Annotated in this window: 16 protein-coding genes, 2 tRNA genes and 5 rRNA genes; 14 read left to right on the top strand and 9 right to left on the bottom strand. The window is 58.1% G+C overall.

All coding sequences use genetic code 11. From position 1 onward, the window contains the following. From CR152_RS00005 to CR152_RS00020, 4 genes are all read right to left on the bottom strand, one after another. A 23S ribosomal RNA gene (locus CR152_RS00005) occupies positions 1-1,631 on the bottom strand; the annotation flags it as partial. Between the two features lie 231 nt (positions 1,632-1,862). Then, positions 1,863-1,938: transfer RNA gene (locus CR152_RS00010), tRNA-Ala, on the bottom strand. 22 nt (positions 1,939-1,960) lie between these two features. Continuing rightward, positions 1,961-2,037: transfer RNA gene (locus CR152_RS00015), tRNA-Ile, on the bottom strand. Between the two features lie 91 nt (positions 2,038-2,128). Further along, positions 2,129-3,659, bottom strand: a 16S ribosomal RNA gene (locus CR152_RS00020). A 700-nt stretch (positions 3,660-4,359) separates the two neighbouring features. On the opposite strand from CR152_RS00020, the gene CR152_RS32585 reads away from it, so the two are divergent. Together CR152_RS32585 and CR152_RS00030 are read left to right on the top strand one after the other, a co-directional pair. After that, a complete protein-coding gene (locus tag CR152_RS32585; protein ID WP_157778251.1) occupies positions 4,360-4,842 on the top strand; it encodes a hypothetical protein in 483 nt (160 codons plus the stop codon). Between the two features lie 35 nt (positions 4,843-4,877). After that, a complete protein-coding gene (locus CR152_RS00030; RefSeq protein ID WP_157778252.1) occupies positions 4,878-5,399 on the top strand; it encodes a GGDEF domain-containing protein in 522 nt (173 codons plus the stop codon). A gap of 490 nt (positions 5,400-5,889) precedes the next feature. On the opposite strand, the gene rrf is transcribed toward CR152_RS00030, so the two are convergent. The 4 genes from rrf to CR152_RS00050 all read right to left on the bottom strand — a co-directional run bounded on the left by rrf (position 5,890) and on the right by CR152_RS00050 (position 11,836). After that, a 5S ribosomal RNA gene (gene rrf / locus CR152_RS00035) occupies positions 5,890-6,002 on the bottom strand. A 148-nt stretch (positions 6,003-6,150) separates the two neighbouring features. Beyond that, positions 6,151-9,023, bottom strand: a 23S ribosomal RNA gene (locus CR152_RS00040). A 293-nt stretch (positions 9,024-9,316) separates the two neighbouring features. Next, positions 9,317-10,847, bottom strand: a 16S ribosomal RNA gene (locus CR152_RS00045). Positions 10,848-11,254: 407 nt separating this feature from the next. Further along, positions 11,255-11,836, bottom strand: coding sequence for a hypothetical protein (locus CR152_RS00050; protein ID WP_229413223.1), 582 nt, complete (start codon positions 11,834-11,836; stop codon positions 11,255-11,257). Between the two features lie 323 nt (positions 11,837-12,159). Here CR152_RS00050 and CR152_RS00055 point away from each other — a divergent pair, with 323 nt between their 5' ends. The 11 genes from CR152_RS00055 (at position 12,160) to CR152_RS00105 (ending at position 22,104) form a co-directional block, all read left to right on the top strand. Next, on the top strand, positions 12,160-13,647 hold the full coding sequence (locus tag CR152_RS00055) for a B12-binding domain-containing radical SAM protein (protein WP_099872614.1): 1,488 nt from the start codon (positions 12,160-12,162) through the stop codon (positions 13,645-13,647). 107 nt (positions 13,648-13,754) lie between these two features. Next, the gene (locus CR152_RS00060; RefSeq protein WP_099872617.1) at positions 13,755-14,888 is read left to right on the top strand and encodes an MlaE family ABC transporter permease; all 1,134 of its coding nucleotides are present in this window, start codon (positions 13,755-13,757) and stop codon (positions 14,886-14,888) included. 41 nt (positions 14,889-14,929) lie between these two features. Next, positions 14,930-15,745: an ABC transporter ATP-binding protein gene (locus CR152_RS00065; protein ID WP_229413758.1), complete on the top strand. Its 816-nt coding sequence runs from the start codon at positions 14,930-14,932 to the stop codon at positions 15,743-15,745. A gap of 3 nt (positions 15,746-15,748) precedes the next feature. Beyond that, the gene (locus tag CR152_RS00070; RefSeq protein WP_099872623.1) at positions 15,749-16,708 is read left to right on the top strand and encodes an MlaD family protein; all 960 of its coding nucleotides are present in this window, start codon (positions 15,749-15,751) and stop codon (positions 16,706-16,708) included. An 8-nt stretch (positions 16,709-16,716) separates the two neighbouring features. Continuing rightward, complete coding sequence (locus tag CR152_RS00075) at positions 16,717-17,364, top strand: ABC-type transport auxiliary lipoprotein family protein (protein ID WP_229413224.1); 648 nt, start codon at positions 16,717-16,719, stop codon at positions 17,362-17,364. After that, positions 17,361-18,539 (top strand): VanZ family protein, encoded by a 1,179-nt coding sequence (locus CR152_RS00080; RefSeq protein ID WP_099872628.1) that lies wholly within the window; start codon positions 17,361-17,363, stop codon positions 18,537-18,539. Before CR152_RS00075 ends, CR152_RS00080 begins: the two co-directional genes overlap by 4 nt. 55 nt (positions 18,540-18,594) lie before the next feature. Continuing rightward, the gene (locus CR152_RS00085) at positions 18,595-18,912 is read left to right on the top strand and encodes a (2Fe-2S) ferredoxin domain-containing protein (RefSeq protein ID WP_054265111.1); all 318 of its coding nucleotides are present in this window, start codon (positions 18,595-18,597) and stop codon (positions 18,910-18,912) included. 12 nt (positions 18,913-18,924) lie between these two features. Then, positions 18,925-19,590 (top strand): alpha/beta hydrolase, encoded by a 666-nt coding sequence (locus tag CR152_RS00090; protein WP_370663800.1) that lies wholly within the window; start codon positions 18,925-18,927, stop codon positions 19,588-19,590. 45 nt (positions 19,591-19,635) lie between these two features. Then, positions 19,636-20,781, top strand: a complete 1,146-nt coding sequence (locus CR152_RS00095) for a D-alanyl-D-alanine carboxypeptidase family protein (RefSeq protein WP_099872631.1) — start codon at positions 19,636-19,638, stop codon at positions 20,779-20,781. Between the two features lie 76 nt (positions 20,782-20,857). Further along, positions 20,858-21,784 carry an aldo/keto reductase gene (locus CR152_RS00100; protein WP_099872634.1) on the top strand — a complete coding sequence of 309 codons (927 nt, stop codon included), beginning with the start codon at positions 20,858-20,860 and terminating at the stop codon, positions 21,782-21,784. A gap of 20 nt (positions 21,785-21,804) precedes the next feature. Then, complete coding sequence (locus tag CR152_RS00105; RefSeq protein ID WP_099872637.1) at positions 21,805-22,104, top strand: metal-sensitive transcriptional regulator; 300 nt, start codon at positions 21,805-21,807, stop codon at positions 22,102-22,104. 19 nt (positions 22,105-22,123) lie between these two features. Here CR152_RS00105 and pssA read toward each other — a convergent pair whose 3' ends face one another. Further along, entirely contained in the window at positions 22,124-22,903 is a 780-nt protein-coding gene (gene pssA, locus CR152_RS00110; RefSeq protein ID WP_229413225.1) for a CDP-diacylglycerol--serine O-phosphatidyltransferase, read from the bottom strand. Positions 22,904-23,053: 150 nt separating this feature from the next. On the opposite strand from pssA, the gene CR152_RS00115 reads away from it, so the two are divergent. Further along, positions 23,054-24,001 (top strand): CAP domain-containing protein, encoded by a 948-nt coding sequence (locus CR152_RS00115; protein ID WP_099872642.1) that lies wholly within the window; start codon positions 23,054-23,056, stop codon positions 23,999-24,001. The last annotated feature ends 16 nt before the right edge of the window (positions 24,002-24,017 follow it).

A 24,017-nucleotide genomic window follows, 5' to 3' on the forward strand; every position in this document is an offset into this window, starting at 1 on the left:
CATCTCGCCCACCTGTGTCGGTTTGCGGTACGGTCTCGTATGACTGAAGCTTAGAGGCTTTTCTTGGGAACCACTTCCGATTGCTTCAGAACCTAAGTTCCTCGTCTCGACCCCTTGAATTACGCGCCCGGATTTGCCTAAGCGCCTTCTATGAGTCAAAAACCAACACTTCCAACCGTTGGACAACCTTCCGCGATCCGTCCCCCCATCGCATCATACGACGGTGCAGGAATATTAACCTGCTTCCCATCAGCTACGCATCTCTGCCTCGCCTTAGGGGCCGACTCACCCTGCTCCGATGAACGTTGAACAGGAAACCTTGGGCTTACGGCGTGGGAGCTTTTCACTCCCATTATCGCTACTCATGTCAGCATTCGCACTTCTGATACCTCCAGCATCCTTTACAAGACACCTTCGCAGGCTTACAGAACGCTCTCCTACCATATAGATCAAGATACAAGTATCGAGAAATATATCCGCAGCTTCGGTGACTGGCTTAGCCCCGTTACATCTTCCGCGCAGGACGACTCGATCAGTGAGCTATTACGCTTTCTTTAAATGATGGCTGCTTCTAAGCCAACATCCTGACTGTTTTAGCCTTCCCACTTCGTTTTCCACTTAGCCAATCTTTGGGACCTTAGCTGGCGGTCTGGGTTGTTTCCCTCTTGACGCCGGACGTTAGCACCCGACGTCTGTCTCCCAAGCTCGCACTCATCGGTATTCGGAGTTTGCAATGGTTTGGTAAGTCGCAATGACCCCCTAGCCATAACAGTGCTCTACCCCCGATGGTGATACTTGAGGCACTACCTAAATAGTTTTCGGAGAGAACCAGCTATTTCCAAGTTTGTTTAGCCTTTCACCCCTACCCACAGCTCATCCCCTAATTTTTCAACATTAGTGGGTTCGGACCTCCAGGGCGTGTTACCGCACCTTCATCCTGGCCATGAGTAGATCACTTGGTTTCGGGTCTACACCCAGCGACTGTCGCCCTATTCGGACTCGATTTCTCTACGGCTTCCCTATATGGTTAACCTTGCCACTGAATGTAAGTCGCTGACCCATTATACAAAAGGTACGCAGTCACGGAACAAGTCCGCTCCTACTGTTTGTATGCACACGGTTTCAGGATCTATTTCACTCCCCTTCCGGGGTTCTTTTCGCCTTTCCCTCACGGTACTGGTTCACTATCGGTCGATTACGAGTATTTAGCCTTGGAGGATGGTCCCCCCATATTCAGACAGGATTTCTCGTGTCCCGCCCTACTTGTCGCACGCTTAGTTCCACACATCGAATTTCGTATAAGGGGCTATCACCCTCTATGGCACCAATTTCCAGTGGTTTCTACTATCCGTCATGCTAAAACGTGCAGGCTCATCCCATTTCGCTCGCCACTACTTTGGGAATCTCGGTTGATTTATTTTCCTGCAGCTACTTAGATGTTTCAGTTCGCCGCGTTCGCTTTGCATACCTATGTATTCAGTATGCAATGACCTAAAAGGCCGGGTTTCCCCATTCGGAAATCTGCGGATCAAAGCTTGTTTGCTAGCTCCCCGCAGCTTATCGCAAGCTACTACGTCCTTCGTCGCCTGTAATCGCCAAGGCATCCACCATGTGCACTTATTCGCTTGTCCCTATAACGTTAGCCTCTTAGTGTTGCCACTAAAAGAGCGTTACAGAGATAAGAAAGTACAGCGTTGTTGCTTTGTTTTGATACATACAATCACTACCCATCGAACCGCCTGTCGGCGATTCGATTAAAACTTTACTTCTTCCAGATTGTTAAAGAACGAAACAGCTTTAATCTCTAAAAGACCAAACCTAAACCCAGTGGCTTACGTTTGTACTTTCAGAAGTTTGTAGAGTGGTGGAGGATGACGGGATCGAACCGACGACCCCCTGCTTGCAAAGCAGGTGCTCTCCCAGCTGAGCTAATCCCCCAAGGTATATCTAAAGACATAACTGGTAGGGCTGGTTGGACTCGAACCAACGACCCCCGCGTTATCAACACGGTGCTCTAACCAGCTGAGCTACAGCCCCGACTTGGACACTGCTACTGTTTCTTCTTAATTAAACAGCCGATAAGTGTGGACGTTTGTTGAACCGGCTCTATAGCCTGGTGCAACTCTAGAAAGGAGGTGATCCAGCCGCACCTTCCGATACGGCTACCTTGTTACGACTTCACCCCAGTCACGAATCCTACCGTGGTAAGCGCCCCCCTTGCGGTTAAGCTACCTACTTCTGGTAAAACCCGCTCCCATGGTGTGACGGGCGGTGTGTACAAGACCCGGGAACGTATTCACCGCGACATGCTGATCCGCGATTACTAGCGATTCCAACTTCATGTAGTCGAGTTGCAGACTACAATCCGGACTACGATACACTTTCTGGGATTAGCTCCCCCTCGCGGGTTGGCGGCCCTCTGTATGTACCATTGTATGACGTGTGAAGCCCTACCCATAAGGGCCATGAGGACTTGACGTCATCCCCACCTTCCTCCGGTTTGTCACCGGCAGTCTCATTAGAGTGCTCTTTCGTAGCAACTAATGACAAGGGTTGCGCTCGTTGCGGGACTTAACCCAACATCTCACGACACGAGCTGACGACAGCCATGCAGCACCTGTGTTACGGTTCTCTTTCGAGCACACCTCGATCTCTCGTGGCTTCCGTACATGTCAAGGGTAGGTAAGGTTTTTCGCGTTGCATCGAATTAATCCACATCATCCACCGCTTGTGCGGGTCCCCGTCAATTCCTTTGAGTTTTAATCTTGCGACCGTACTCCCCAGGCGGTCTACTTCACGCGTTAGCTGCGTTACCAAGTTAATTAAAACCCGACAACTAGTAGACATCGTTTAGGGCGTGGACTACCAGGGTATCTAATCCTGTTTGCTCCCCACGCTTTCGTGCATGAGCGTCAATCTTGACCCAGGGGGCTGCCTTCGCCATCGGTGTTCCTCCACATCTCTACGCATTTCACTGCTACACGTGGAATTCTACCCCCCTCTGCCAGATTCTAGCCTTGCAGTCTCCATCGCAATTCCCAGGTTGAGCCCGGGGATTTCACGACAGACTTACAAAACCGCCTGCGCACGCTTTACGCCCAGTAATTCCGATTAACGCTTGCACCCTACGTATTACCGCGGCTGCTGGCACGTAGTTAGCCGGTGCTTATTCTTCAGGTACCGTCATTAGCAAGAGATATTAGCTCTCACCGTTTCTTCCCTGACAAAAGAGCTTTACAACCCGAAGGCCTTCTTCACTCACGCGGCATTGCTGGATCAGGCTTTCGCCCATTGTCCAAAATTCCCCACTGCTGCCTCCCGTAGGAGTCTGGACCGTGTCTCAGTTCCAGTGTGGCTGGTCGTCCTCTCAGACCAGCTACTGATCGATGCCTTGGTAGGCCTTTACCCCACCAACTAGCTAATCAGATATCGGCCGCTCCAGGAGCATGAGGTTCTTGCGAAGCCCCCACTTTCATCCTTAGATCGTATGCGGTATTAGCGTAACTTTCGCTACGTTATCCCCCACTCCAGGGTACGTTCCGATATATTACTCACCCGTTCGCCACTCGCCGCCAGGTTGCCCCGCGCTGCCGTTCGACTTGCATGTGTAAGGCATGCCGCCAGCGTTCAATCTGAGCCAGGATCAAACTCTTCAGTTCAATCTCTGTTTAATGTCCTTGCGGACAGATCGCTCACTCAAAATACTGACAGGCCACTTCTTGCGAAGCGCCTATATTTCTTTTTTGTGAACATTTGATAATTTAAGTATTCAACGTCGCTTACGCTTCGTTGGCACCTTCATCAAACGCCCACACTTATCGACTGTTAATTGTTAAAGAACTTATTCTGTACTACTTCTGCCGTTTGCTACGAAGCGTTGTGTTCGTTGCAGCAGAGAGGTGAGATTATGCAGCGTTTCGCGTTTCTCGTCAACCCCTTCTTTGCTACCGCGTCTCCTTGGAGACGGCCCCAACTGCCTGCTAACTACTTGATTTCGTTAACCCTTTCAGCGGGGAGGCGAACTATAGCAAAGGCCCCTGAGTTTGACAAGGTGCCTTTCGCATTTACTTGGACTGATGACTCATCAGCGGCAGTACCACTGCGGTCGTTATCAACGTTGTCTCGACCGCATGCGAGCTTCCCCCTCGCTCACCTGCAGCCAGCACGGCAGTTTGTACGGGTTCCACGACCCGTTGTATGTGTGCGTAAAACTTACGCAGAGGTATGCATTGCGTCGCGGCAATCACATCGCTCCCCTGTAAGTACGCGCGGTCTTTGATCCGCCCCGATGACGATCTGGCGAACTGCCCCTTCAACATGCAATTTCCTTCTCGTTCCCTCCCCCACATGGAAACGCTCGTGATCGGATTGATCGTGCTCACGGCAACCCTGCTCGTCTGGCAACACTTCGGAATGGAAAGGATCATGGAGTTTTCCGCCGCCAGTGGGCGACCGGTTGAGCTTTTGGATGACCGCCTGCAGCAAGGCGGCAGTGTCGCCAAGCTCACGCGACGACCCGATGCGCTGGTTATGGATTGCGATCTGCGCCTGACGGTCGAATGGCCCTACTGTCGCGTCCTTTTTACGCTAAGCAAAAATGAATTCGGCGTCGATCTGTCGGAATTCGACTCCATGAGCTTCGACATGTCGTACGAAGGCCCGGGCGACCATACCGTACGGATCTCTCTCCGTAATTTCGAGCCCGACATGTCGACATTGGACGACTACATGGCGCAAAAGGTGAACGAAACCCACTTTGTCGTCCCAGCGAAAGGCATCGTCAAAATGCCAATGAAGGTCTTGCGTACCGCGCCCTGGTGGACCGTGTCCGATCGCAACTGAGTAATAGCACGACCCGACTCGCTTTACTGAGCAAAGTGAATGAGGCTCTGGAGCTGGAAACCCGTGAACTGGCCGGCCAGGCCCACACGGATCCGCTCACCCAGGTTCTGAATCGGGAGGGCTTACGCGCTGCGCTGATGGAAAAGTGGCCGCATCCCGATGCGTCACCTGAGCAGTTCGCAGTGGTGTTTGTCGATATCGACCATCTTAAAAAGGTGGATGATACACATGGCCATAGTGTCGGCGATAAGGTGTTGTGTGCTCTCGCTGCTGCGATACAACGTGGAATTCGCGCAAGCGACAAGCTGGCGCGTTGGGATGGCGAAGAATTCCTGATCATTTGCCCCGGTACCAAGGCAGCCGATGCTCATCTATTAGGGGAGAAGCTGCGCGAAGCATTGAGTTATCAGATCTGGCCGCACGGGCTCCGGGTTACCGCGTCGTTCGGAGTGACGGCCCTTCAGCCTGGAGAAGTCATTGGTGACGCGATCAAGCGCGCCGACAGTGCGCTTGATCAAGCCAAATCGAATGGCAGGAACTGCGTGCGAGTTGCTTAACATGATGGTGCAATAATGCGGAGGTTGACATCATGCGACACCAGCATGTCGAGAGCCTGCCGGCCGGGCGCCAGCAGTAGCGCCGGCAATTTTCGCAACGCCGCACAGATGGCGACAGCCGGCAGCTGCGCCATTTTTGCAAGAAAGAATTAAATGAAACGACACTATCTTTTCGTTGTTGCCCTGGCCTTACCCCAGATAGGGCGAAAGCGACGACCCGAACCAAAGCTATTTTCTAAAGAAGAAATTCAAGGGCAGTAAATTTGATGCTGGAGTACAAGATTGAACGTAACTGCGGCCGCATTCCCGGACCAGGCAACGATGATCGTCTGGAAATTGTGAAGCGGCTGACTGTCGTGAAATAGCAATACTCGACTGCAGAGGCGCCAGGTGATCTCAAATTACCTGGTAATGAACACGTCCAAACGAATCTGCGGACGAAAAAAAACCCGCATGGCTTTCGCTCACACGGGTCTTTCTCTTATAACTAGCCTGACGATAACCTACTTTCACACTGGTTGCAGCACTATCATCGGCGTAAAATCGTTTCACGGTCCTGTTCGGGATGGGAAGGGGTGGTACCGATTTACTATGGTCATCAGGCATAACTTGTACAGCTTGGTGCTCCCGATCGGGCAGCACTAGCTTGAATCTGGAAGAAGTATCGTTTTATTGTATTACTGGGGTAGTGACTGTGCGTATCGCACAAAACACAACGCGCATTTCTTATCTCTGTACCTGCTAAGGTTATAGGGACAAGCCGTACGGGCAATTAGTATCAGTTAGCTTAATGCATTACTGCACTTCCACACCTGACCTATCAACGTCCTGGTCTCGAACGACCCTTTAAAGAGCTCAAGGCTCTGGGAAATCTCATCTCAAGGCAAGTTTCCCGCTTAGATGCTTTCAGCGGTTATCTCTTCCAGACTTAGCTACCCGGCAATGCCACTGGCGTGACAACCGGTACACCAGAGGTCTGTCCACTCCGGTCCTCTCGTACTAGGAGCAGCCCCCTTCAAATTTCCAACGCCCACGGCAGATAGGGACCAAACTGTCTCACGACGTTTTAAACCCAGCTCACGTACCACTTTAAATGGCGAACAGCCATACCCTTGGGACCGGCTACAGCCCCAGGATGTGATGAGCCGACATCGAGGTGCCAAACTCCCCCGTCGATATGAACTCTTGGGAGGAATCAGCCTGTTATCCCCAGAGTACCTTTTATCCGTTGAGCGATGGCCCTTCCATACAGAACCACCGGATCACTATGTCCTACTTTCGTACCTGCTCGACTTGTCAGTCTCGCAGTTAAGCACGCTTATGCCATTGCACTATCAACACGATGTCCGACCGTATCTAGCGTACCTTCGAACTCCTCCGTTACACTTTAGGAGGAGACCGCCCCAGTCAAACTGCCTACCATGCACTGTCCCCGATCCGGATAACGGACCAAGGTTAGAACCTCAAACAAACCAGGGTGGTATTTCAAGGATGGCTCCACGAAGACTGGCGTCCCCGCTTCAAAGCCTCCCACCTATCCTACACAGATTGGTTCAAAGTCCAATGCAAAGCTACAGTAAAGGTTCATGGGGTCTTTCCGTCTAGCCGCGGGTAGATTGCATCATCACAAACATTTCAACTTCGCTGAGTCTCGGGAGGAGACAGTGTGGCCATCGTTACGCCATTCGTGCAGGTCGGAACTTACCCGACAAGGAATTTCGCTACCTTAGGACCGTTATAGTTACGGCCGCCGTTTACTGGGACTTCAATCAAGAGCTTGCACCCCATCATTTAATCTTCCAGCACCGGGCAGGCGTCACACCCTATACGTCCACTTTCGTGTTTGCAGAGTGCTGTGTTTTTATTAAACAGTCGCAGCCACCAGTTTATTGCAACCCTTTCACCCTCATGGAGTAAACCAATCAAGCTACCGGGGCGTACCTTTTCCCGAAGTTACGGTACCAATTTGCCGAGTTCCTTCTCCCGAGTTCTCTCAAGCGCCTTAGAATACTCATCTCGCCCACCTGTGTCGGTTTGCGGTACGGTCTCGTATGACTGAAGCTTAGAGGCTTTTCTTGGAACCACTTCCGATTGCTTCAGAACCTAAGTTCCTCGTCTCGACCCCTTGAATTGCGTGCCCGGATTTGCCTAAGCACCTTCTATGAGTCAAAAACCAACACTTCCAACCGTTGGACAACCTTCCGCGATCCGTCCCCCCATCGCATCATACGACGGTGCAGGAATATTAACCTGCTTCCCATCAGCTACGCATCTCTGCCTCGCCTTAGGGGCCGACTCACCCTGCTCCGATGAACGTTGAACAGGAAACCTTGGGCTTACGGCGTGGGAGCTTTTCACTCCCATTATCGCTACTCATGTCAGCATTCGCACTTCTGATACCTCCAGCATCCTTTACAAGACACCTTCGCAGGCTTACAGAACGCTCTCCTACCATATCCTTGCGGATATCCGCAGCTTCGGTGACTGGCTTAGCCCCGTTACATCTTCCGCGCAGGACGACTCGATCAGTGAGCTATTACGCTTTCTTTAAATGATGGCTGCTTCTAAGCCAACATCCTGACTGTTTTAGCCTTCCCACTTCGTTTTCCACTTAGCCAATCTTTGGGACCTTAGCTGGCGGTCTGGGTTGTTTCCCTCTTGACGCCGGACGTTAGCACCCGACGTCTGTCTCCCAAGCTCGCACTCATCGGTATTCGGAGTTTGCAATGGTTTGGTAAGTCGCAATGACCCCCTAGCCATAACAGTGCTCTACCCCCGATGGTGATACTTGAGGCACTACCTAAATAGTTTTCGGAGAGAACCAGCTATTTCCAAGTTTGTTTAGCCTTTCACCCCTACCCACAGCTCATCCCCTAATTTTTCAACATTAGTGGGTTCGGACCTCCAGGGCGTGTTACCGCACCTTCATCCTGGCCATGAGTAGATCACTTGGTTTCGGGTCTACACCCAGCGACTGTCGCCCTATTCGGACTCGATTTCTCTACGGCTTCCCTATACGGTTAACCTTGCCACTGAATGTAAGTCGCTGACCCATTATACAAAAGGTACGCAGTCACGGAACAAGTCCGCTCCTACTGTTTGTATGCACACGGTTTCAGGATCTATTTCACTCCCCTTCCGGGGTTCTTTTCGCCTTTCCCTCACGGTACTGGTTCACTATCGGTCGATTACGAGTATTTAGCCTTGGAGGATGGTCCCCCCATATTCAGACAGGATTTCTCGTGTCCCGCCCTACTTGTCGCACGCTTAGTTCCACACATCGAATTTCGTATAAGGGGCTATCACCCTCTATGGCACCAATTTCCAGTGGTTTCTACTATCCGTCATGCTAAAACGTGCAGGCTCATCCCATTTCGCTCGCCACTACTTTGGGAATCTCGGTTGATTTATTTTCCTGCAGCTACTTAGATGTTTCAGTTCGCCGCGTTCGCTTTGCATACCTATGTATTCAGTATGCAATGACCTAAAAGGCCGGGTTTCCCCATTCGGAAATCTGCGGATCAAAGCTTGTTTGCTAGCTCCCCGCAGCTTATCGCAAGCTACTACGTCCTTCATCGCCTGTAATCGCCAAGGCATCCACCATGTGCACTTATTCGCTTGTCCCTATAACGTTAGCCTCTGTTCCGGAGAACAAAGAGCGTTACAGAGATAAGAAAGTACAGCGTTGTTGCTTTGTTTTGATACATACAATCACTACCCATCGAACCGCCTGTCGGCGATTCGATTAAAACTTTACTTCTTCCAGATTGTTAAAGAACGAAACAGCTTTTAATCTCTGAAAGATCAAACCTAAGCACGGATGCTTACGTTTGCGCTTTCAAACGCTGTTCTTCTTGATTGACAGTCGATAAGTGTGGACGCTTAATGAATTGGCTCTATAGCCAGTGCAACTCTAGAAAGGAGGTGATCCAGCCGCACCTTCCGATACGGCTACCTTGTTACGACTTCACCCCAGTCACGAATCCTACCGTGGTAAGCGCCCCCCTTGCGGTTAAGCTACCTACTTCTGGTAAAACCCGCTCCCATGGTGTGACGGGCGGTGTGTACAAGACCCGGGAACGTATTCACCGCGACATGCTGATCCGCGATTACTAGCGATTCCAACTTCATGTAGTCGAGTTGCAGACTACAATCCGGACTACGATACACTTTCTGGGATTAGCTCCCCCTCGCGGGTTGGCGGCCCTCTGTATGTACCATTGTATGACGTGTGAAGCCCTACCCATAAGGGCCATGAGGACTTGACGTCATCCCCACCTTCCTCCGGTTTGTCACCGGCAGTCTCATTAGAGTGCTCTTTCGTAGCAACTAATGACAAGGGTTGCGCTCGTTGCGGGACTTAACCCAACATCTCACGACACGAGCTGACGACAGCCATGCAGCACCTGTGTTACGGTTCTCTTTCGAGCACACCTCGATCTCTCGTGGCTTCCGTACATGTCAAGGGTAGGTAAGGTTTTTCGCGTTGCATCGAATTAATCCACATCATCCACCGCTTGTGCGGGTCCCCGTCAATTCCTTTGAGTTTTAATCTTGCGACCGTACTCCCCAGGCGGTCTACTTCACGCGTTAGCTGCGTTACCAAGTTAATTAAAACCCGACAACTAGTAGACATCGTTTAGGGCGTGGACTACCAGGGTATCTAATCCTGTTTGCTCCCCACGCTTTCGTGCATGAGCGTCAATCTTGACCCAGGGGGCTGCCTTCGCCATCGGTGTTCCTCCACATCTCTACGCATTTCACTGCTACACGTGGAATTCTACCCCCCTCTGCCAGATTCTAGCCTTGCAGTCTCCATCGCAATTCCCAGGTTGAGCCCGGGGATTTCACGACAGACTTACAAAACCGCCTGCGCACGCTTTACGCCCAGTAATTCCGATTAACGCTTGCACCCTACGTATTACCGCGGCTGCTGGCACGTAGTTAGCCGGTGCTTATTCTTCAGGTACCGTCATTAGCAAAGGATATTAGCCTTCACCGTTTCTTCCCTGACAAAAGAGCTTTACAACCCGAAGGCCTTCTTCACTCACGCGGCATTGCTGGATCAGGCTTTCGCCCATTGTCCAAAATTCCCCACTGCTGCCTCCCGTAGGAGTCTGGACCGTGTCTCAGTTCCAGTGTGGCTGGTCGTCCTCTCAGACCAGCTACTGATCGATGCCTTGGTAGGCCTTTACCCCACCAACTAGCTAATCAGATATCGGCCGCTCCAGGAGCATGAGGTTCTTGCGAAGCCCCCACTTTCATCCTTAGATCGTATGCGGTATTAGCGTAACTTTCGCTACGTTATCCCCCACTCCAGGGTACGTTCCGATATATTACTCACCCGTTCGCCACTCGCCGCCAGGTTGCCCCGCGCTGCCGTTCGACTTGCATGTGTAAGGCATGCCGCCAGCGTTCAATCTGAGCCAGGATCAAACTCTTCAGTTCAATCTCTGTTTAATGTCCTTGCGGACAGATCGCTCACTCAAAATACTGACAGGCCACTTCTTGCGAAGCGCCTATATTTCTTTTTTGTGAACATTTGATAATTTAAGTATTCAACGTCGCTTACGCTTCGTTGGCACCTTCATCAAACGCCCACACTTATCGACTGTTAATTGTTAAAGAACTTATTCTGTATTTCTATCTTGCCGCATGGTACGAAGCGTTGTGTTCGTTGCAGCAGAGAGGTGAGATTATGCAGCGTTTCGCGTTTCTCGTCAACCTCTTTTTGTTACTTCGCTTCTTTCGAAACGCCCCTGATCTGTCTTGCAACTACTTGATTTCGCTACTGAATCAGCGGGGAGGCAAACTATAGCAAACAGGCCGCGTTTCCACAAGCCACCTTTTGTGAATTACTTCGATTTATAGGTGATCAGCGGCATGGCCACGTCGACGTTGTTGACCACATCATTGGTTCCGCCCGACATATCGAGGCTCGCCTTGTCGCACCATTGCACCCGACCCGACGTACTCTGGCCCAGCACCTCAGCCATGACCTCATGAATCTTGGCCGCGACCTCGCCCTGGAGCGCAGTCCGCCTGGGGGGAGCCATGTCGGCCATCGCGCGCCGTTGCTTTTCGATAAAGCTGCTGTTGCGCTGCTTCCAGCCGTTGGCGGCGGTAACGAATTTCTTGCTCAGGGGCGCCGCATTGGAACAGACCGGCTCAAACTTGGCGGCCACTTCGGACATCAGTGCCACGACCAGCACGGCATGCTGCAACTCGGGCGACGGCACGCCGGCAGCCGAGATGCCGCCGCCGGACGCATCGGCGCCGCTTCCCTTGGGACGCGGCGCGATCTTGGGCTGAGCCGGCACCGGACCCTCCACTGCGCGCAGCACCGAGCCCTTCATCACGCTGACCTTGAGCTTGTCGCCGTTTTGGGGACGGTCGGAAAACGTGACTTTCCCATCCGGACCGACGGTCTTGTACATTTGCTGGGCGGATGCGCCGCAGCAAATAAGGGCAGCAATGATGACAAAAATGGGCTGTAATTTATTCATGTGACAAAAAGTGGCGCACTACTCCACACGAGGGTGATCGATTCATATACTAACGTAGCATGGGGGCGAAATGCGTAAATATATTTCCCATACGCACTTTTCTGAGCAAGAACACAACAGCCTGCTCTTCAACTGCATTTGAATGCAAGATTTATGCCTGAGATTGTTATATGGTAGCAACATCCCGCTGGCACCTGCCGGTCACCAGCCGTGCGCGCAGGTAGAATGTCAGGTTTCGCCAACGCCGCCCCGCCATGACCATCCTGCTCTCGACCCTGAACGCCCGCTACGCCCACGCATCGCTGGGGCTGCGCTATCTGCTGGCAAACATGGGCCCCCTGCAGGAGCAGACCAGCCTGCACGAATTCGTGATCGGCGCGAAAACCACCGAAATCGTCGAACGCCTGCTGGCGCAGTCGCCGCGCATCATCGGTTTCGGTATCTATATATGGAACGTCGAGGAAACCACCAGGGTCGTCGCCATGCTCAAGCGGATCGCGCCCCAGGTGGTGATCGTGCTGGGCGGGCCGGAAGTGTCGCACGAGCCGGGCGAGCAAGCCATTGTGCAGATGGCGGACTACCTGGTGACCGGCTGGGGCGACGTCACCTTCCCCAAGCTGTGCGGCGAGATCCTGCACGGCCCCAAGCCGCTGATGAAGATCCACGCCGGCGTGCAGCCGCCGATGGCCGACATCGCCATGCCCTACTCCTTATATACAGACAACGACATCGCCAACCGCACCTTATATGTGGAGGCCTCGCGCGGCTGCCCGTTCAAGTGCGAGTTCTGCCTGTCGGCGCTCGACAAGACCGCCTGGCCCTTCGGCCTGGACACCTTCCTGGGCGAGCTCGAAACGCTGCACGCCCGCGGCGCGCGCCTGTTCAAGTTCGTCGACCGCACCTTCAACCTGAATATCAAGACCAGCCTGAAGATCATGCAGTTCTTCCTCGACAAACTCGAAGCGAACCCGGACGACCCGGTCTACGCCCACTTCGAGCTGGTGCCCGATCACCTTCCCGATGCGCTCAAAGATGGCATCCGCAAGTTCCCGCCCGGCGCGCTGCAGTTCGAGATTGGCATCCAGAGCTTCAATCCGGCGGTGCAGGCGCTGGTCAGCCGGCGCCAGGACAACGCCAAGGCCGCCGAGAACATCCGCTGGCTGTGCGAACAGTCGCACGCCCACCTGCACGTCGACCTGATCGCGGGCCTGCCGGGCGAGGACATGGACAGCTTCGCGCGCGGCTTCGACCAGCTGGTGGCCCTCAAGCCGCACGAAATCCAGTTCGGCATTCTCAAGCGCCTGCGCGGCACGCCGATCATCCGCCACACCGAAGAACACGGCCTGGTCTTCGATCCCTACCCGCCGTACACCATCCTGGCGACGAAGCTGATCGACTTCCAGACCATGCAGCGCCTGGTGCGCTTTGCGCGCTACTGGGACCTGGTGGCCAACTCGGGACGCTTCGCGCACACGCTCGCGCACCTGCTGGGCGAGTCCCCGTTCGCCAACTTCATGGCCTTCTCCGACTGGATCTATGCAAAAACCGATGCCACCCACCGCATCGCGCTCGACCGCCTGGCCAAGCTGGTCGCGCAATGGCTCGAGACGCGCGGCATGAGCCGTACCGACGCGGCGCAACTGGTGGGCAGCGATTATGCCGGCCGCATCGACGCCCCGGCCGAGAAAGCCAAGCCGGTAGCGAGCGTGCCGCAGCGCCAGGCGCGCCATCTGGGAGCGTGACGGCCGTGCATACACCCGCGCTGTAAACAAACGATTACAAGGGGGGTGCCGCCCCCCGCGCACGAACTCCTGTAGCGGTCACGGCGATTCTCTTTTACACTGGCGCAATGCAGATTGAAAATGCGCCAACTTTAACCCTCGAATCGCCTGATGCAGGCTCGCCCCAATCGGTCGTCGCCAACGGGATCTGGCAGGTCCACGCGCTGGCCCAGTGCGGCGCGATCAAGACCATCAACGCCACCCTCACCTCGCTCAAGGACAAGCCGGCACTGGTATGGGACCTGACCCAGATCGTCCGCCTCGACCACATCGGCGCCCAGATGTTCTGGAACGCCTGGGGCAAGCAGCGTCCGGCCCAGCTCCAGCTGGCCGAAAAACAGGAAGAACTGTTCAAGCGCATCGAGGAAGCGAGCAAGCTGCAGATGCCGCGCACGCGCCCCAACCGTTTCAACTGGGTGATGACACTGGGCAGCGGCATGCTCAACTTCTTCGAGCATACGCAAGGCTTCATCCGCCTGATCGGCCAGGTGGTACAGGATATCGGCCGCTTCATCCGCCATCCGATGACGGGGCCGTGGCGCGAAGTCTCGGCCAATATTTTCCACTCCGGCTTCCAGGCGCTCGGCATCACCGCGCTGGTGGGCTTCCTGATCGGCGTCGTGCTGTCCTACCTGTCGGCCCAGCAGCTGCGCATGTTCGGCGGCGATATGTACCTGGTCAACATCCTGGGCATGAGCGTGATCCGCGAACTCGGTCCGCTGCTGGCCGCCATTCTGGTCGCGGGCCGTTCCGGGTCCTCCATCACCGCGCAGCTCGGGGTGATGCGGGTGACCGAGGAACTCGACGCCATGCTGGTCATGGGCATCTCGCACGGCTACCGCCTGATCATGCCGAAAGTGGTGGCGCTGGCGATTTCGATGCCGCTGCTGGTGGTATGGACCGATGCCATGGCCCTGATCGGCGGCATGGTCTCGGCCAAGGTCGAACTGAACCTGTCGGCGCGCTACTTCCTGCAAAAGCTGCCGGACGCGGTGCCGCTGTCGAACTACATCATCGGCCTGCTCAAGGGGACCACCTTCGGCATGCTCATTGCGCTGGTATCCTGTCACTTCGGCCTGCGCATCAAGCCGAACACCGAAAGCCTGGGGCGCGGCACCACCACCTCGGTCGTCACCGCGATCACGGTGGTGATCCTGGCCGACGCGGTGTTTGCGATTATTTTCAGCGGAGTCGGTTTCTGATGGATGAACAAAAAGCGGAAGGCGCGCGCCAGCATCTGAACATGCGGCCCGAGGAAGATGTCGGCCCGCCGGTGGTCCAGATCACCAAGCTGTGGACCAAATTCGGCCGCACCGTGGTGCACCAGGACCTGAGCCTCGACATCTACCAGGGCGAGATCCTGTCGATCGTGGGCGGCTCGGGCACCGGCAAGACGGTGCTGCTGCGCCAGATGCTGGGCCTGGAGACGCCCGCCAAAGGCTGCGTGCGCGTGTTCGGCGAAGACATCAGCGAGGCCGACGCCGACCAGCTGCAGCGCATGCGCAACCACTGGGGCATGCTGTTCCAGCAGGGCGCGCTGTATTCGGCGCTGACCGTGTTCGACAACATCGCCCAGCCGCTGCGCGAACTGCGCGCCCTGCCCGAAGACGTGATCCACGACGCCGTGCTGCTGAAAATGAACATGGTCGGCCTGGGCGTCGAACACGCCAAGAAGATGCCGTCCGACCTGTCCGGCGGCATGATCAAGCGCGCCTCGCTGGCGCGCGCGCTGGCCCTCGAACCGCAGCTGCTGTTCCTCGACGAGCCCACCGCGGGCCTCGACCCCGACCTGTCGGACGCGTTTGTCGCGCTGATCCAGTCGCTGCACCGCGAACTGGGACTGACCGTGGTCATGGTCACGCACGACCTGGACACCCTGTTCGCGCTGTCGACCCGGATCGCGGTGCTGGCCGAAAAACACGTGATCGCGATCGGACCGACGCGCGATGTCCTGAAAGTGGACCATCCCTTCATCAAACAATTCTTCCTGGGTGCGCGCGGCCAGCGCGCCCTCGAAGTGCTCGACGAATACGACGCCGAGCACGCACCGGAGCACTAGCATATGGAAAACAGATCGCACGCCCTGATGACAGGTTTCTTCACGATTGCGCTGCTGGTGGCCACGGTCCTGGCGGGCATCTGGTTCAACCGCGACCGAGTCGAGCGCGTGCCCTACCAGATCGCCACCATCCAGTCGATCCCGGGCCTCAATCCCCAGGCGGCGGTGCGCTACCGCGGCCTGGAAGTGGGCAAGGTCGATGCCATCAGCTTCGATACCAAGATCCCCGGCCAGATCCTGATCCACCTGTCGGTCGATGCGGAAGCGCCAGTCACCAGCACCACCTTCGCCACCCTCGGCTACCAGGGCGTGACCGGAATCGCCTTCATCCAGCTCGACGACGAAAAAACCGGTTCGCCCCTGATGGCCAGCAGCGAAGAGAAGCTGGCGCGCATTCCGCTGCGTCCGGGCCTGCTCGACCAGCTTGAAAAGCGCGGTCTCGTGATCCTCGACAAAGCCGAGGAACTGGTCACGCGCCTGGACGCCATGGCGGCGCCGGAAAACCAGAAGATCATCCTCGACGCCTTTGCCAATGTCAGCAAGGCGGCGATTGCCTACGGCGAGATTCCGGCCAAGCTCGAACCGACCCTGGCGCGCCTGCCGCAACTGACGGCCAAGGCCGACCAGAGCCTGGCCTCGTTCGACACCTTCACCGCCAGCGCCACCACCATGACGCGCAGCTACACCAAACTGGCCGACGACCTGCAGTCGCCCAACGGCGCCATTGCACGCCTGAACACCACTGTGGACCGGGTCGGCGGCTCGCTCGAAGCGGTTACCACCGATCTCGAAATGCAAACCCTGCCGCACTTCGTGGCCATGACCGACGAAGCGCGCACCTCGCTGCGCGCCGTGCGCCGCACCATGAATTCGCTCAACGACCGTCCGCAAAGCCTGCTGTTCGGCGCCGCGCCGCCCACCCCGGGGCCGGGTGAACCAGGTTTTACCGCACCGACCAAATGAGGACCACCGTGAATCACACCCAGAATCCACGCACGAACGTGACCACCACCGTGCGCCGCCTGCTGCTGGCCGCAAGCACCGGCGCCACCCTCCTGCTGGCCGGCTGCGCCAGCGAAAAACCGGCCCTGAACACCACCTTCGACTTCGGTCCCGCGACCAATGCCGCCCAGGCCGCGCGCGCGCCGATCGCCGCCGTCGTGGTGGGCGAAGTGACCGGTTCGGCGGCGCTCGACAGCGAGCGTATGTACTACCGCCTCAATTACAGCGACCCGCTGCAGGCGCGCGCCTACGCCAACAGCCGCTGGAGCGCCACGCCGCTGCAGATGGTCACCCAGCGTCTGAAGTCGCGCATCGCCCAGTCGGGCGCCAAGGTGCTCAGCGTGAGCGACGCCTCCGACGGCGTGCCGATCCTGCGCCTGGAAATCGACGACTTCACCCACAACTTCGACAGCCAGGCCCAGAGCCACGGCCAGCTGGTGCTGCGCGCGTCGCTGTTCCAGGGGCATAAACTGATCGACCAGAAAACCTTCGACCGCAAGAATCCCGCCACCAGCATGGATGCCGGCGGCGGCGCGCGCGCGCTGGCCGGCGCCACCGACACGGTCGCCGCCGACGTCATCGCCTGGCTCGCCACGCTGCCGCTCAAAAAAGAATGAATGCGCCCGACGCGCCGGGGCCCGGTCCCGTACCCGCACCGCTGACGGCCGCCGTGCGCGGTTCGCCCGTGGCGCGCGCGTCGCTGCTGGCTTACATGCTGCTGATCGTGTACGCCAGCTGGTTTCCGTTTTCCGGCTGGCGCGGCAGCGGCCTGTCGCCGCTGATTTTCCTCACCCTGTCCATGCCCCAGTACTGGACCGGCTTCGACGTGATGGTCAACATCATCGGCTACATCCCGCTCGGGACCCTGCTGGTGCTGGCCATGTACCCGCGCGTGCACGGCGTGTGGGCCGTCCTCGCCGCTGCCATCCTCGGCATCCTGGCATCGGGCACGATGGAAGCGGTACAGACCTACCTGCCCAGCCGCGTGCCGTCGAGCCTGGACTTCATCACCAACTCGGCCGGGTCGCTGGTGGGGGCCATCATCGGCGCCCTCGGCGCGCGCTCGTTCCTGGACCAGAGCCGCCTGTACAAGCTGCGCCAGCGCTGGTTCGCGGCCCACGCCAGCCAGGGCCTGGTGCTGCTGGCCCTGTGGCCGCTGGCCCAGATCTATCCGCTCGGCTATATGTTCGGCCATGGCCAGCTGCTGCCGATTTTTTCCGAATGGCTGTCGGCCTGGCTCGATACCGACATCGACCTGGTCACCATGCTGCGTCCCGGCGCCGCCATGAGCGTGGAACAATACTGGCTGTCGGAAACCATCATCACCGCCTGCGGCATGACCGGCGCCGTCCTGACCATGCTGTGCCTGCTGCGGCGCGGCGCCCCGCGCCTGTTGCTGATCGGCGCCATGCTGGGCGCGGCGCTGCTGACCAAGACCCTGGCCAGCTCCCTGCTGTTCAAGCCCGACAATGCGCTGGCCTGGATCACCCCGGGCGCCCAGGGCGGCTTCCTGATCGGCCTGATCATGCTCGCCGGCCTGGCGTTCGCGCCTGCAAAGGCGCAGCGGCGGCTGGCGGTGGTCACCCTTGTGCTCAGCCTGCTGGTGGTGAACACGATCCCGGTCAATCCCTACTTCAGTGCCACCCTGCAAGGCTGGGTGCAAGGCAAGTTCCTGAACTTTAATGGCGCAGCGCAATTCCTGTCCTTGCTATGGCCGTTTTTTGCGATCTGGTTCCTGCTGCTGCCCTCGCATAAACTCAATCGGCGCGAAGAGCGCGTATCATTGCGCTAGCTTTGCGCGTATGCAAATACCGATCACGCAGTACAGGAAAGAAACGGGAACCCCCATGAGCGATACACCCTACTTCGAGCAGCACGTCTTTATCTGCATGAATGTGCGCGAGGATGGACGCCAGTGCTGCGGCAAGCTCGGCGCCGAAATCGCGCAAAAGCACGCCAAGCGCCGCATGAAGGAGCTCGGCCTGAACGGGCACGGCAAGGTGCGCATCAACCAGGCCGGCTGCCTCGACCGCTGCGACGAAGGCCCGGTGCTGGTGGTCTATCCGCAAGGCACCTGGTACACCTATGTCGACACCAGCGACATCGATGAAATCATCGACTCCCATTTGGTTGGCGGCAAGGTCGTCGACCGCCTCAAAATCTGATTACTTGTTTACATGAACACTGCCACGCATAATCTGCTGAACAAAAACGCTGAAAAATTCACCCTGGCCGGCGGCGCCGGACCGATGGAATGCCTGCTCGACCTGCCCCCAAGCGCGCCGCGCGGCATCGCCCTGGTAGCCCATCCGCACCCGCTGTACGGCGGCACCATGGACAACAAGGTGGCGCAAACCCTGGCGCGCACGTTCGTTGCGCTCGGCTACGCGGTGGCGCGCTTTAACTTTCGCGGCGTCGGCGCATCGGCCGGCGTGCACGACGGCGGCGCCGGCGAGACCGACGACATGGCCCTCATGCTGGCGCACATGGAATCGCAATATCCTGGGCTGCCGCTGGCGCTGTCGGGCTTCTCGTTCGGCACCTTTGTGCAAGCCCAGCTGCAGCAACGCCTGATCGCCGCGGGGCGCCCGGCCGAGCGCCTGGTGCTGGTCGGCACGGCCGCCGGCAAGTGGCCGATGCCCGATGTGCCGGCCGACACCATCCTGATCCACGGCGAAGTCGACGACACCATTACCCTGGCCCAGGTGCTGGACTGGGCGCGGCCGCAAGACATTCCGGTCATCGTCATTCCCGGCGCCGATCATTTCTTCCACCGCAAGCTGGCCCACATCAAGACACTGGTGGTCCAACTGTGGCGGCGTGAGGGTGAAACCCCACTATAATTGGGCGCCCTTTTTTTGCACCACCTTTATTGAGTACTTATTCCCATGAGAAAATTTATTGCCGCACTGGCTGCCAGTGTCCTGGCGCTATCGTCCGCCGTTGCGCAAACCATGCCCTCGCCGACCATCGCTGCGCGCTCCTGGATGCTGCTCGACGCCACCAGCGGACAGATCATCGCCTCGCACGAGCCCAACGCCCGCATCGAACCGGCCTCGCTGACCAAGATCATGACGGCCTACCTGACCTTTGCCGCGCTCAAGGAAAAGAAGCTGGCCCTGAACCAGATGATCAACGTCTCGGTCCGGGCCTGGAAGGTCGATGCCAGCAGTTCCAAGATGTTCATCGACCCGGCCACGCCGGTCTCGGTGGACGACTTGCTGCACGGCTTGATGGTGCAGTCCGGTAACGACGCCGCCGTCGCCCTGGCCGAAGCGGTGGCTGGCGACGAAAGCGCCTTCGTGTTCCTGATGAACCGTGAAGCCCAGCGCATGGGCCTGAAAAACACGCGCTTCGCCAACCCGCACGGCTTGCCGCACCCCGACAACTTTTCCACCGCCCACGACCTGTCGGTCCTGGCCGCGCGCGTGATCGCCGACTACCCCGAGTTCTACAAGATCGACTCGGTCAAAAGCTTCACCTACAACAAGATCACCCAGCCGAACCGCAACCGCCTGCTGTGGCTCGACCCGACGGTGGACGGCATGAAGACCGGCCATACCGAAGCGGCCGGATTCTGCATGATCGCCTCGGCGCGCCGTCCGAACGGCAACAGCCAGCGCCGCCTGATTTCGGTCGTGCTCGGCACCAATTCCGACCAGGCACGTACGCAGGAAAGCCAGAAGCTGCTCAACTGGGGCTTCCAGAACTTCGATACGGTCAAGCTGTATGCCAAGGGCCAGGCGATCCAGACGCCGGAAGTGTGGAAAGGATCGGCCAACGTGGTCAAGATCGGCTTCAACCAGGACGTGCTGGTGACGGTGCCGAAAGGTGTCGCGGCCAAGATGAAGCCTGTACTCGAACGCAACGACCCGCTGGTCGCCCCGCTGCCGCTCAACAGCAAAGTCGGCACCCTGAAGATGATGGTCGATGGCAAGCAGATGCTGGAATTGCCGGTCGTCGCGCTGGAAGAAGTGCCGCAAGCCTCGATCTTCGGCCGCGCCTGGGACTCGATGCGCCTCTGGCTCAAGTAAGCCGCAACGTTGCCCAACCGGGGTCAGACCTCGGTTAGGCAATTGACACGATAGAATTCAAAAGAGAAAGAAACCGATGACCGCAGCCCTGCCCGCCGACCTGTTTTGCCCACGCGTAAGTACACGCTCCCATGGCCCCGACCTGTCGCGCATCGTCGCCGGCATGTGGCGCATGGGCGAGTGGGGCATGTCGGCCGAGCAGCGCGTCGCTTTCATCGAGCAGTGCATCGCGCTCGGCGTGACCAGCTTCGACCATGCCGATATCTACGGCAACTATGGCGTCGAAGGCCTGTTCGGCGAAGCCCTGCGCCTGCAGCCTTCGCTGCGCGACCGTATCGAGCTGGTCAGCAAGTGCGGCATCAAGCTGGTGTCCCCGCAACGCCCGCAGCATGCAATCCAGCATTACGACACCAGCGCCGCCCACATCGTGGCCTCGGTCGAGCAATCGCTGCGCCAGCTGCATACCGACCGCCTCGACCTGCTGCTGATCCACCGCCCCGATCCGCTCATGGAGTTCGACGAGATCGCCGCCGCCTTCGCGGCCCTGCGCCAGGCCGGCAAGGTGCGCCATTTCGGCGTGTCGAATTTTTCGCGCCACCAGTTCGAGTCGCTCAACCGCCGCATCGAACTGGCGACCAACCAGGTCGAGTTCTCGCCCCTGCACACCACGCCGATGTTCGACGAAACCTTCGACGGCCTGCAAGACCTGGACGTGGCGCCGATGATCTGGTCGCCGCTGGCCGGCGGACGCCTGTTCGCCAGCAGCGACGACAATGCCGATCACCTGCGCCTGGTCATCAAGGGCATCGCCGATGCGCTGAACCAGCCATTCGCCAGCGTGGTGTTTGCGTGGATCATGCAGTTGCCATGCCGTCCAGTGCCGCTGACCGGCACCGGACGCATCGAAGCAATCGCCGTGGCGGTGGCCGGCACCCGCTTCACGCTCAGCCGTGGCGACTGGTTCGCCATCCTGCGCGCCGCGCGCGGTCACGAAGTCGCGTAAGCCGCCCGGGAGCAAGGTGTATGTCGGACATCGTCGAGAGCACGGCCCTCACCGCCCTGCAAAAGAAGGATTTGCTGCATCGCCTGGCGCGCATCGAGGGCCAGTTGCGCGGGGTGCAGAAGCTGATCGCGCTGGCCGCCACGCCGTCCGATTGCGACGCCGTGGCCCAGCAGATGGCGGCGGCGCGCAAGGCGCTGGACCGCTCGTTCGTGCAACTGCTCACCAATACCATCCAGACCCAGAGCGCCAACGCGCGCGACCTGGCCGAAGCACAGGCCAGCGCCAGCAAGCTGGCCGCCATGCTCGACAAGTTCGCCTGAGGCGTTCCCGCCCCCGGTGCTAGTCTTCGTACACGGCCGGAGCCGGCACGCCGCGCCAGCCCAGCTGCCACGCGATATTGAGCAGCAGGGTAAAGCTGATATACAGCACGAAAAACAGCACGAAGAAGCGCGTCTGCAGCCAGGCGAGCAAGGCCACGCCGACGCCGATGACGACGAACAGCAGCATGCTTTTCGGCTGCTTGGAGCTCGGAAAGCGCACCGTCGAGACCATCAGCGTGCCGACGCCCACCATCAGCAGCATCACCAGATACCCTTGCATGGTGGTGGTCAGCGGCGCCGGCCAGGCGACCACGACCGCAGCCACGCAGGCCGCGCCGGCCGTGATCGGCATGCCGACGAAGTAGCGCGGATCGGTGCGCCCGACATTGACGTTGAAGCGCGCCAGCCGCAGCGCGCCGCAGGCCACGAACACGAAACAGGCCAGGCCGCCGGCGCGCAGCAGGGTCGGATGGTCGGCGCCCAGTTGCACGAAGCCGTAGCAATAGAGCAGCATGGCCGGAGCGCAGCCGAAATTCATGACGTCGGCGATCGAGTCGAGCTGCATGCCGAATTCGGACGAGGTATTGGTGGCGCGCGCGACAAAGCCGTCGAGCGCGTCGAACACGCCGGCCAGCACCAGCAGGATGGCGGACATGCGGTAGTCCGCGGCAAGGCCGACGTGGGCATTGTCGACCGACATGACGATACTGCCGAAGCCGCACGCAATCGATAGCAGCGTGACAAAGCTCGGCAGGGCAAACTTGGCGCGCGCGAGGCGCTGCTGGCGTGTGGGTTTCAAGTGGTTTCGCAATCGCATCGAGGATAGTGTTGGTATTTTACAGCGTCGACCTGCATGCGCCAGATCAAACGGCGGCAAACAAATCTCACCGATTTCTGAATTCCCCTAGAATCAATTCTCAAGAGATTTTTCCAGTCGGGGGAGAGCAGGATGAACAGAGTGCATCGCTGGAGCACGCTGGCAGCGGGTCTGTCATGCGCGCTGGCCATGTCCGCCTGCGGCGGCGACGGCGACAATCCCCCCTCGGCCCAGACCAGCGCCTCGGCCGCGCTGGCGCAGGTGCCGGGCGCCCCCCTCGCCACCAACAATACCGCGGTCGACGGCTTGAACTGGATTAACTTCCGCCGCGCCCAGATCGGCATGCCTGCACTCACGCGCAACGCCGATATCGAGCGCGCCGCGCAAGGGCACTCCGACTATCAGAAGAGCAACAACAAGGTGACGCACGACCAGACCGCCGGCGCCCCCGGCTATACCGGCGCGCTGCTGCTGGACCGCCTGACCGGTGCCGGCTATGTGTTCGTACCGAGCAACACCGCCTATGGCGAAGTGATCTCGGCCACCTCCAACGCTTCCGGCTTTTACATGGCGGAAGAATTAATCACCGCCATCTACCACCGCTTCGTGATGTTCGAGCCCAAATTCAAGGAAATCGGCACCGGTTCGGCCACCAACGCCGCCGGCTACACCTACTTCACCAGCAATTTTGCGGCCAACAATGGCTTCGGTCCCGGCGTGGGACGCGGCAATATCGCGACCTGGCCGGCCGATGGCCAGGCTGGCGTCACGCCTAACTTTTTCAGCAACTACGAAGAGCCGGACCCGGTCGAGAACCTCAATGAAGTGGGCTACCCGATCAGCGTGCATGCCGACCTCGACGCCACGCTGACGGTGGACAGCTTCACCGTACGCCCGCGCGGCGCGGCGCTGCTCAACGTCAAGCTGCTCAAGCTCGGCGTGGACAGCCACACGCCCAAGTCGGCCGCCGCCATCGTCCCGCTCACGGTGCTGGCGCCGCGGACGGTGTACGACGTCAGTTTCACCGGCACCATCGATGGCTTGCCGATCACGAAAACCTGGTCTTTCACGAGCAAATAGGGCGATGGGACTGCGG

It is taken from the genome of Massilia violaceinigra (genome assembly GCF_002752675.1).
In the GTDB taxonomy this organism is placed as follows: domain Bacteria; phylum Pseudomonadota; class Gammaproteobacteria; order Burkholderiales; family Burkholderiaceae_D; genus Telluria_A; species Telluria_A violaceinigra.

What these genes read in the sequence shown, in the direction of transcription:
- CR152_RS00060 (WP_099872617.1), top strand. Translation starts at nt 13,755, where the DNA reads ATGCAGATTGAAAATGCGCCAACTTTAACCCTCGAATCGCCTGATGCA.
- CR152_RS00050 (WP_229413223.1), bottom strand. Translation starts at nt 11,836, where the DNA reads ATGTACAAGACCGTCGGTCCGGATGGGAAAGTCACGTTTTCCGACCGT.
- CR152_RS00065 (WP_229413758.1), top strand. Translation starts at nt 14,930, where the DNA reads ATGCGGCCCGAGGAAGATGTCGGCCCGCCGGTGGTCCAGATCACCAAG.
- CR152_RS00105 (WP_099872637.1), top strand. Translation starts at nt 21,805, where the DNA reads ATGTCGGACATCGTCGAGAGCACGGCCCTCACCGCCCTGCAAAAGAAG.
- CR152_RS00085 (WP_054265111.1), top strand. Translation starts at nt 18,595, where the DNA reads ATGAGCGATACACCCTACTTCGAGCAGCACGTCTTTATCTGCATGAAT.
- CR152_RS00100 (WP_099872634.1), top strand. Translation starts at nt 20,858, where the DNA reads ATGACCGCAGCCCTGCCCGCCGACCTGTTTTGCCCACGCGTAAGTACA.
- CR152_RS00090 (WP_370663800.1), top strand. Translation starts at nt 18,925, where the DNA reads ATGAACACTGCCACGCATAATCTGCTGAACAAAAACGCTGAAAAATTC.
- CR152_RS00095 (WP_099872631.1), top strand. Translation starts at nt 19,636, where the DNA reads ATGAGAAAATTTATTGCCGCACTGGCTGCCAGTGTCCTGGCGCTATCG.
- CR152_RS00070 (WP_099872623.1), top strand. Translation starts at nt 15,749, where the DNA reads ATGGAAAACAGATCGCACGCCCTGATGACAGGTTTCTTCACGATTGCG.
- CR152_RS00115 (WP_099872642.1), top strand. Translation starts at nt 23,054, where the DNA reads ATGAACAGAGTGCATCGCTGGAGCACGCTGGCAGCGGGTCTGTCATGC.
- CR152_RS00055 (WP_099872614.1), top strand. Translation starts at nt 12,160, where the DNA reads ATGACCATCCTGCTCTCGACCCTGAACGCCCGCTACGCCCACGCATCG.
- CR152_RS00080 (WP_099872628.1), top strand. Translation starts at nt 17,361, where the DNA reads ATGAATGCGCCCGACGCGCCGGGGCCCGGTCCCGTACCCGCACCGCTG.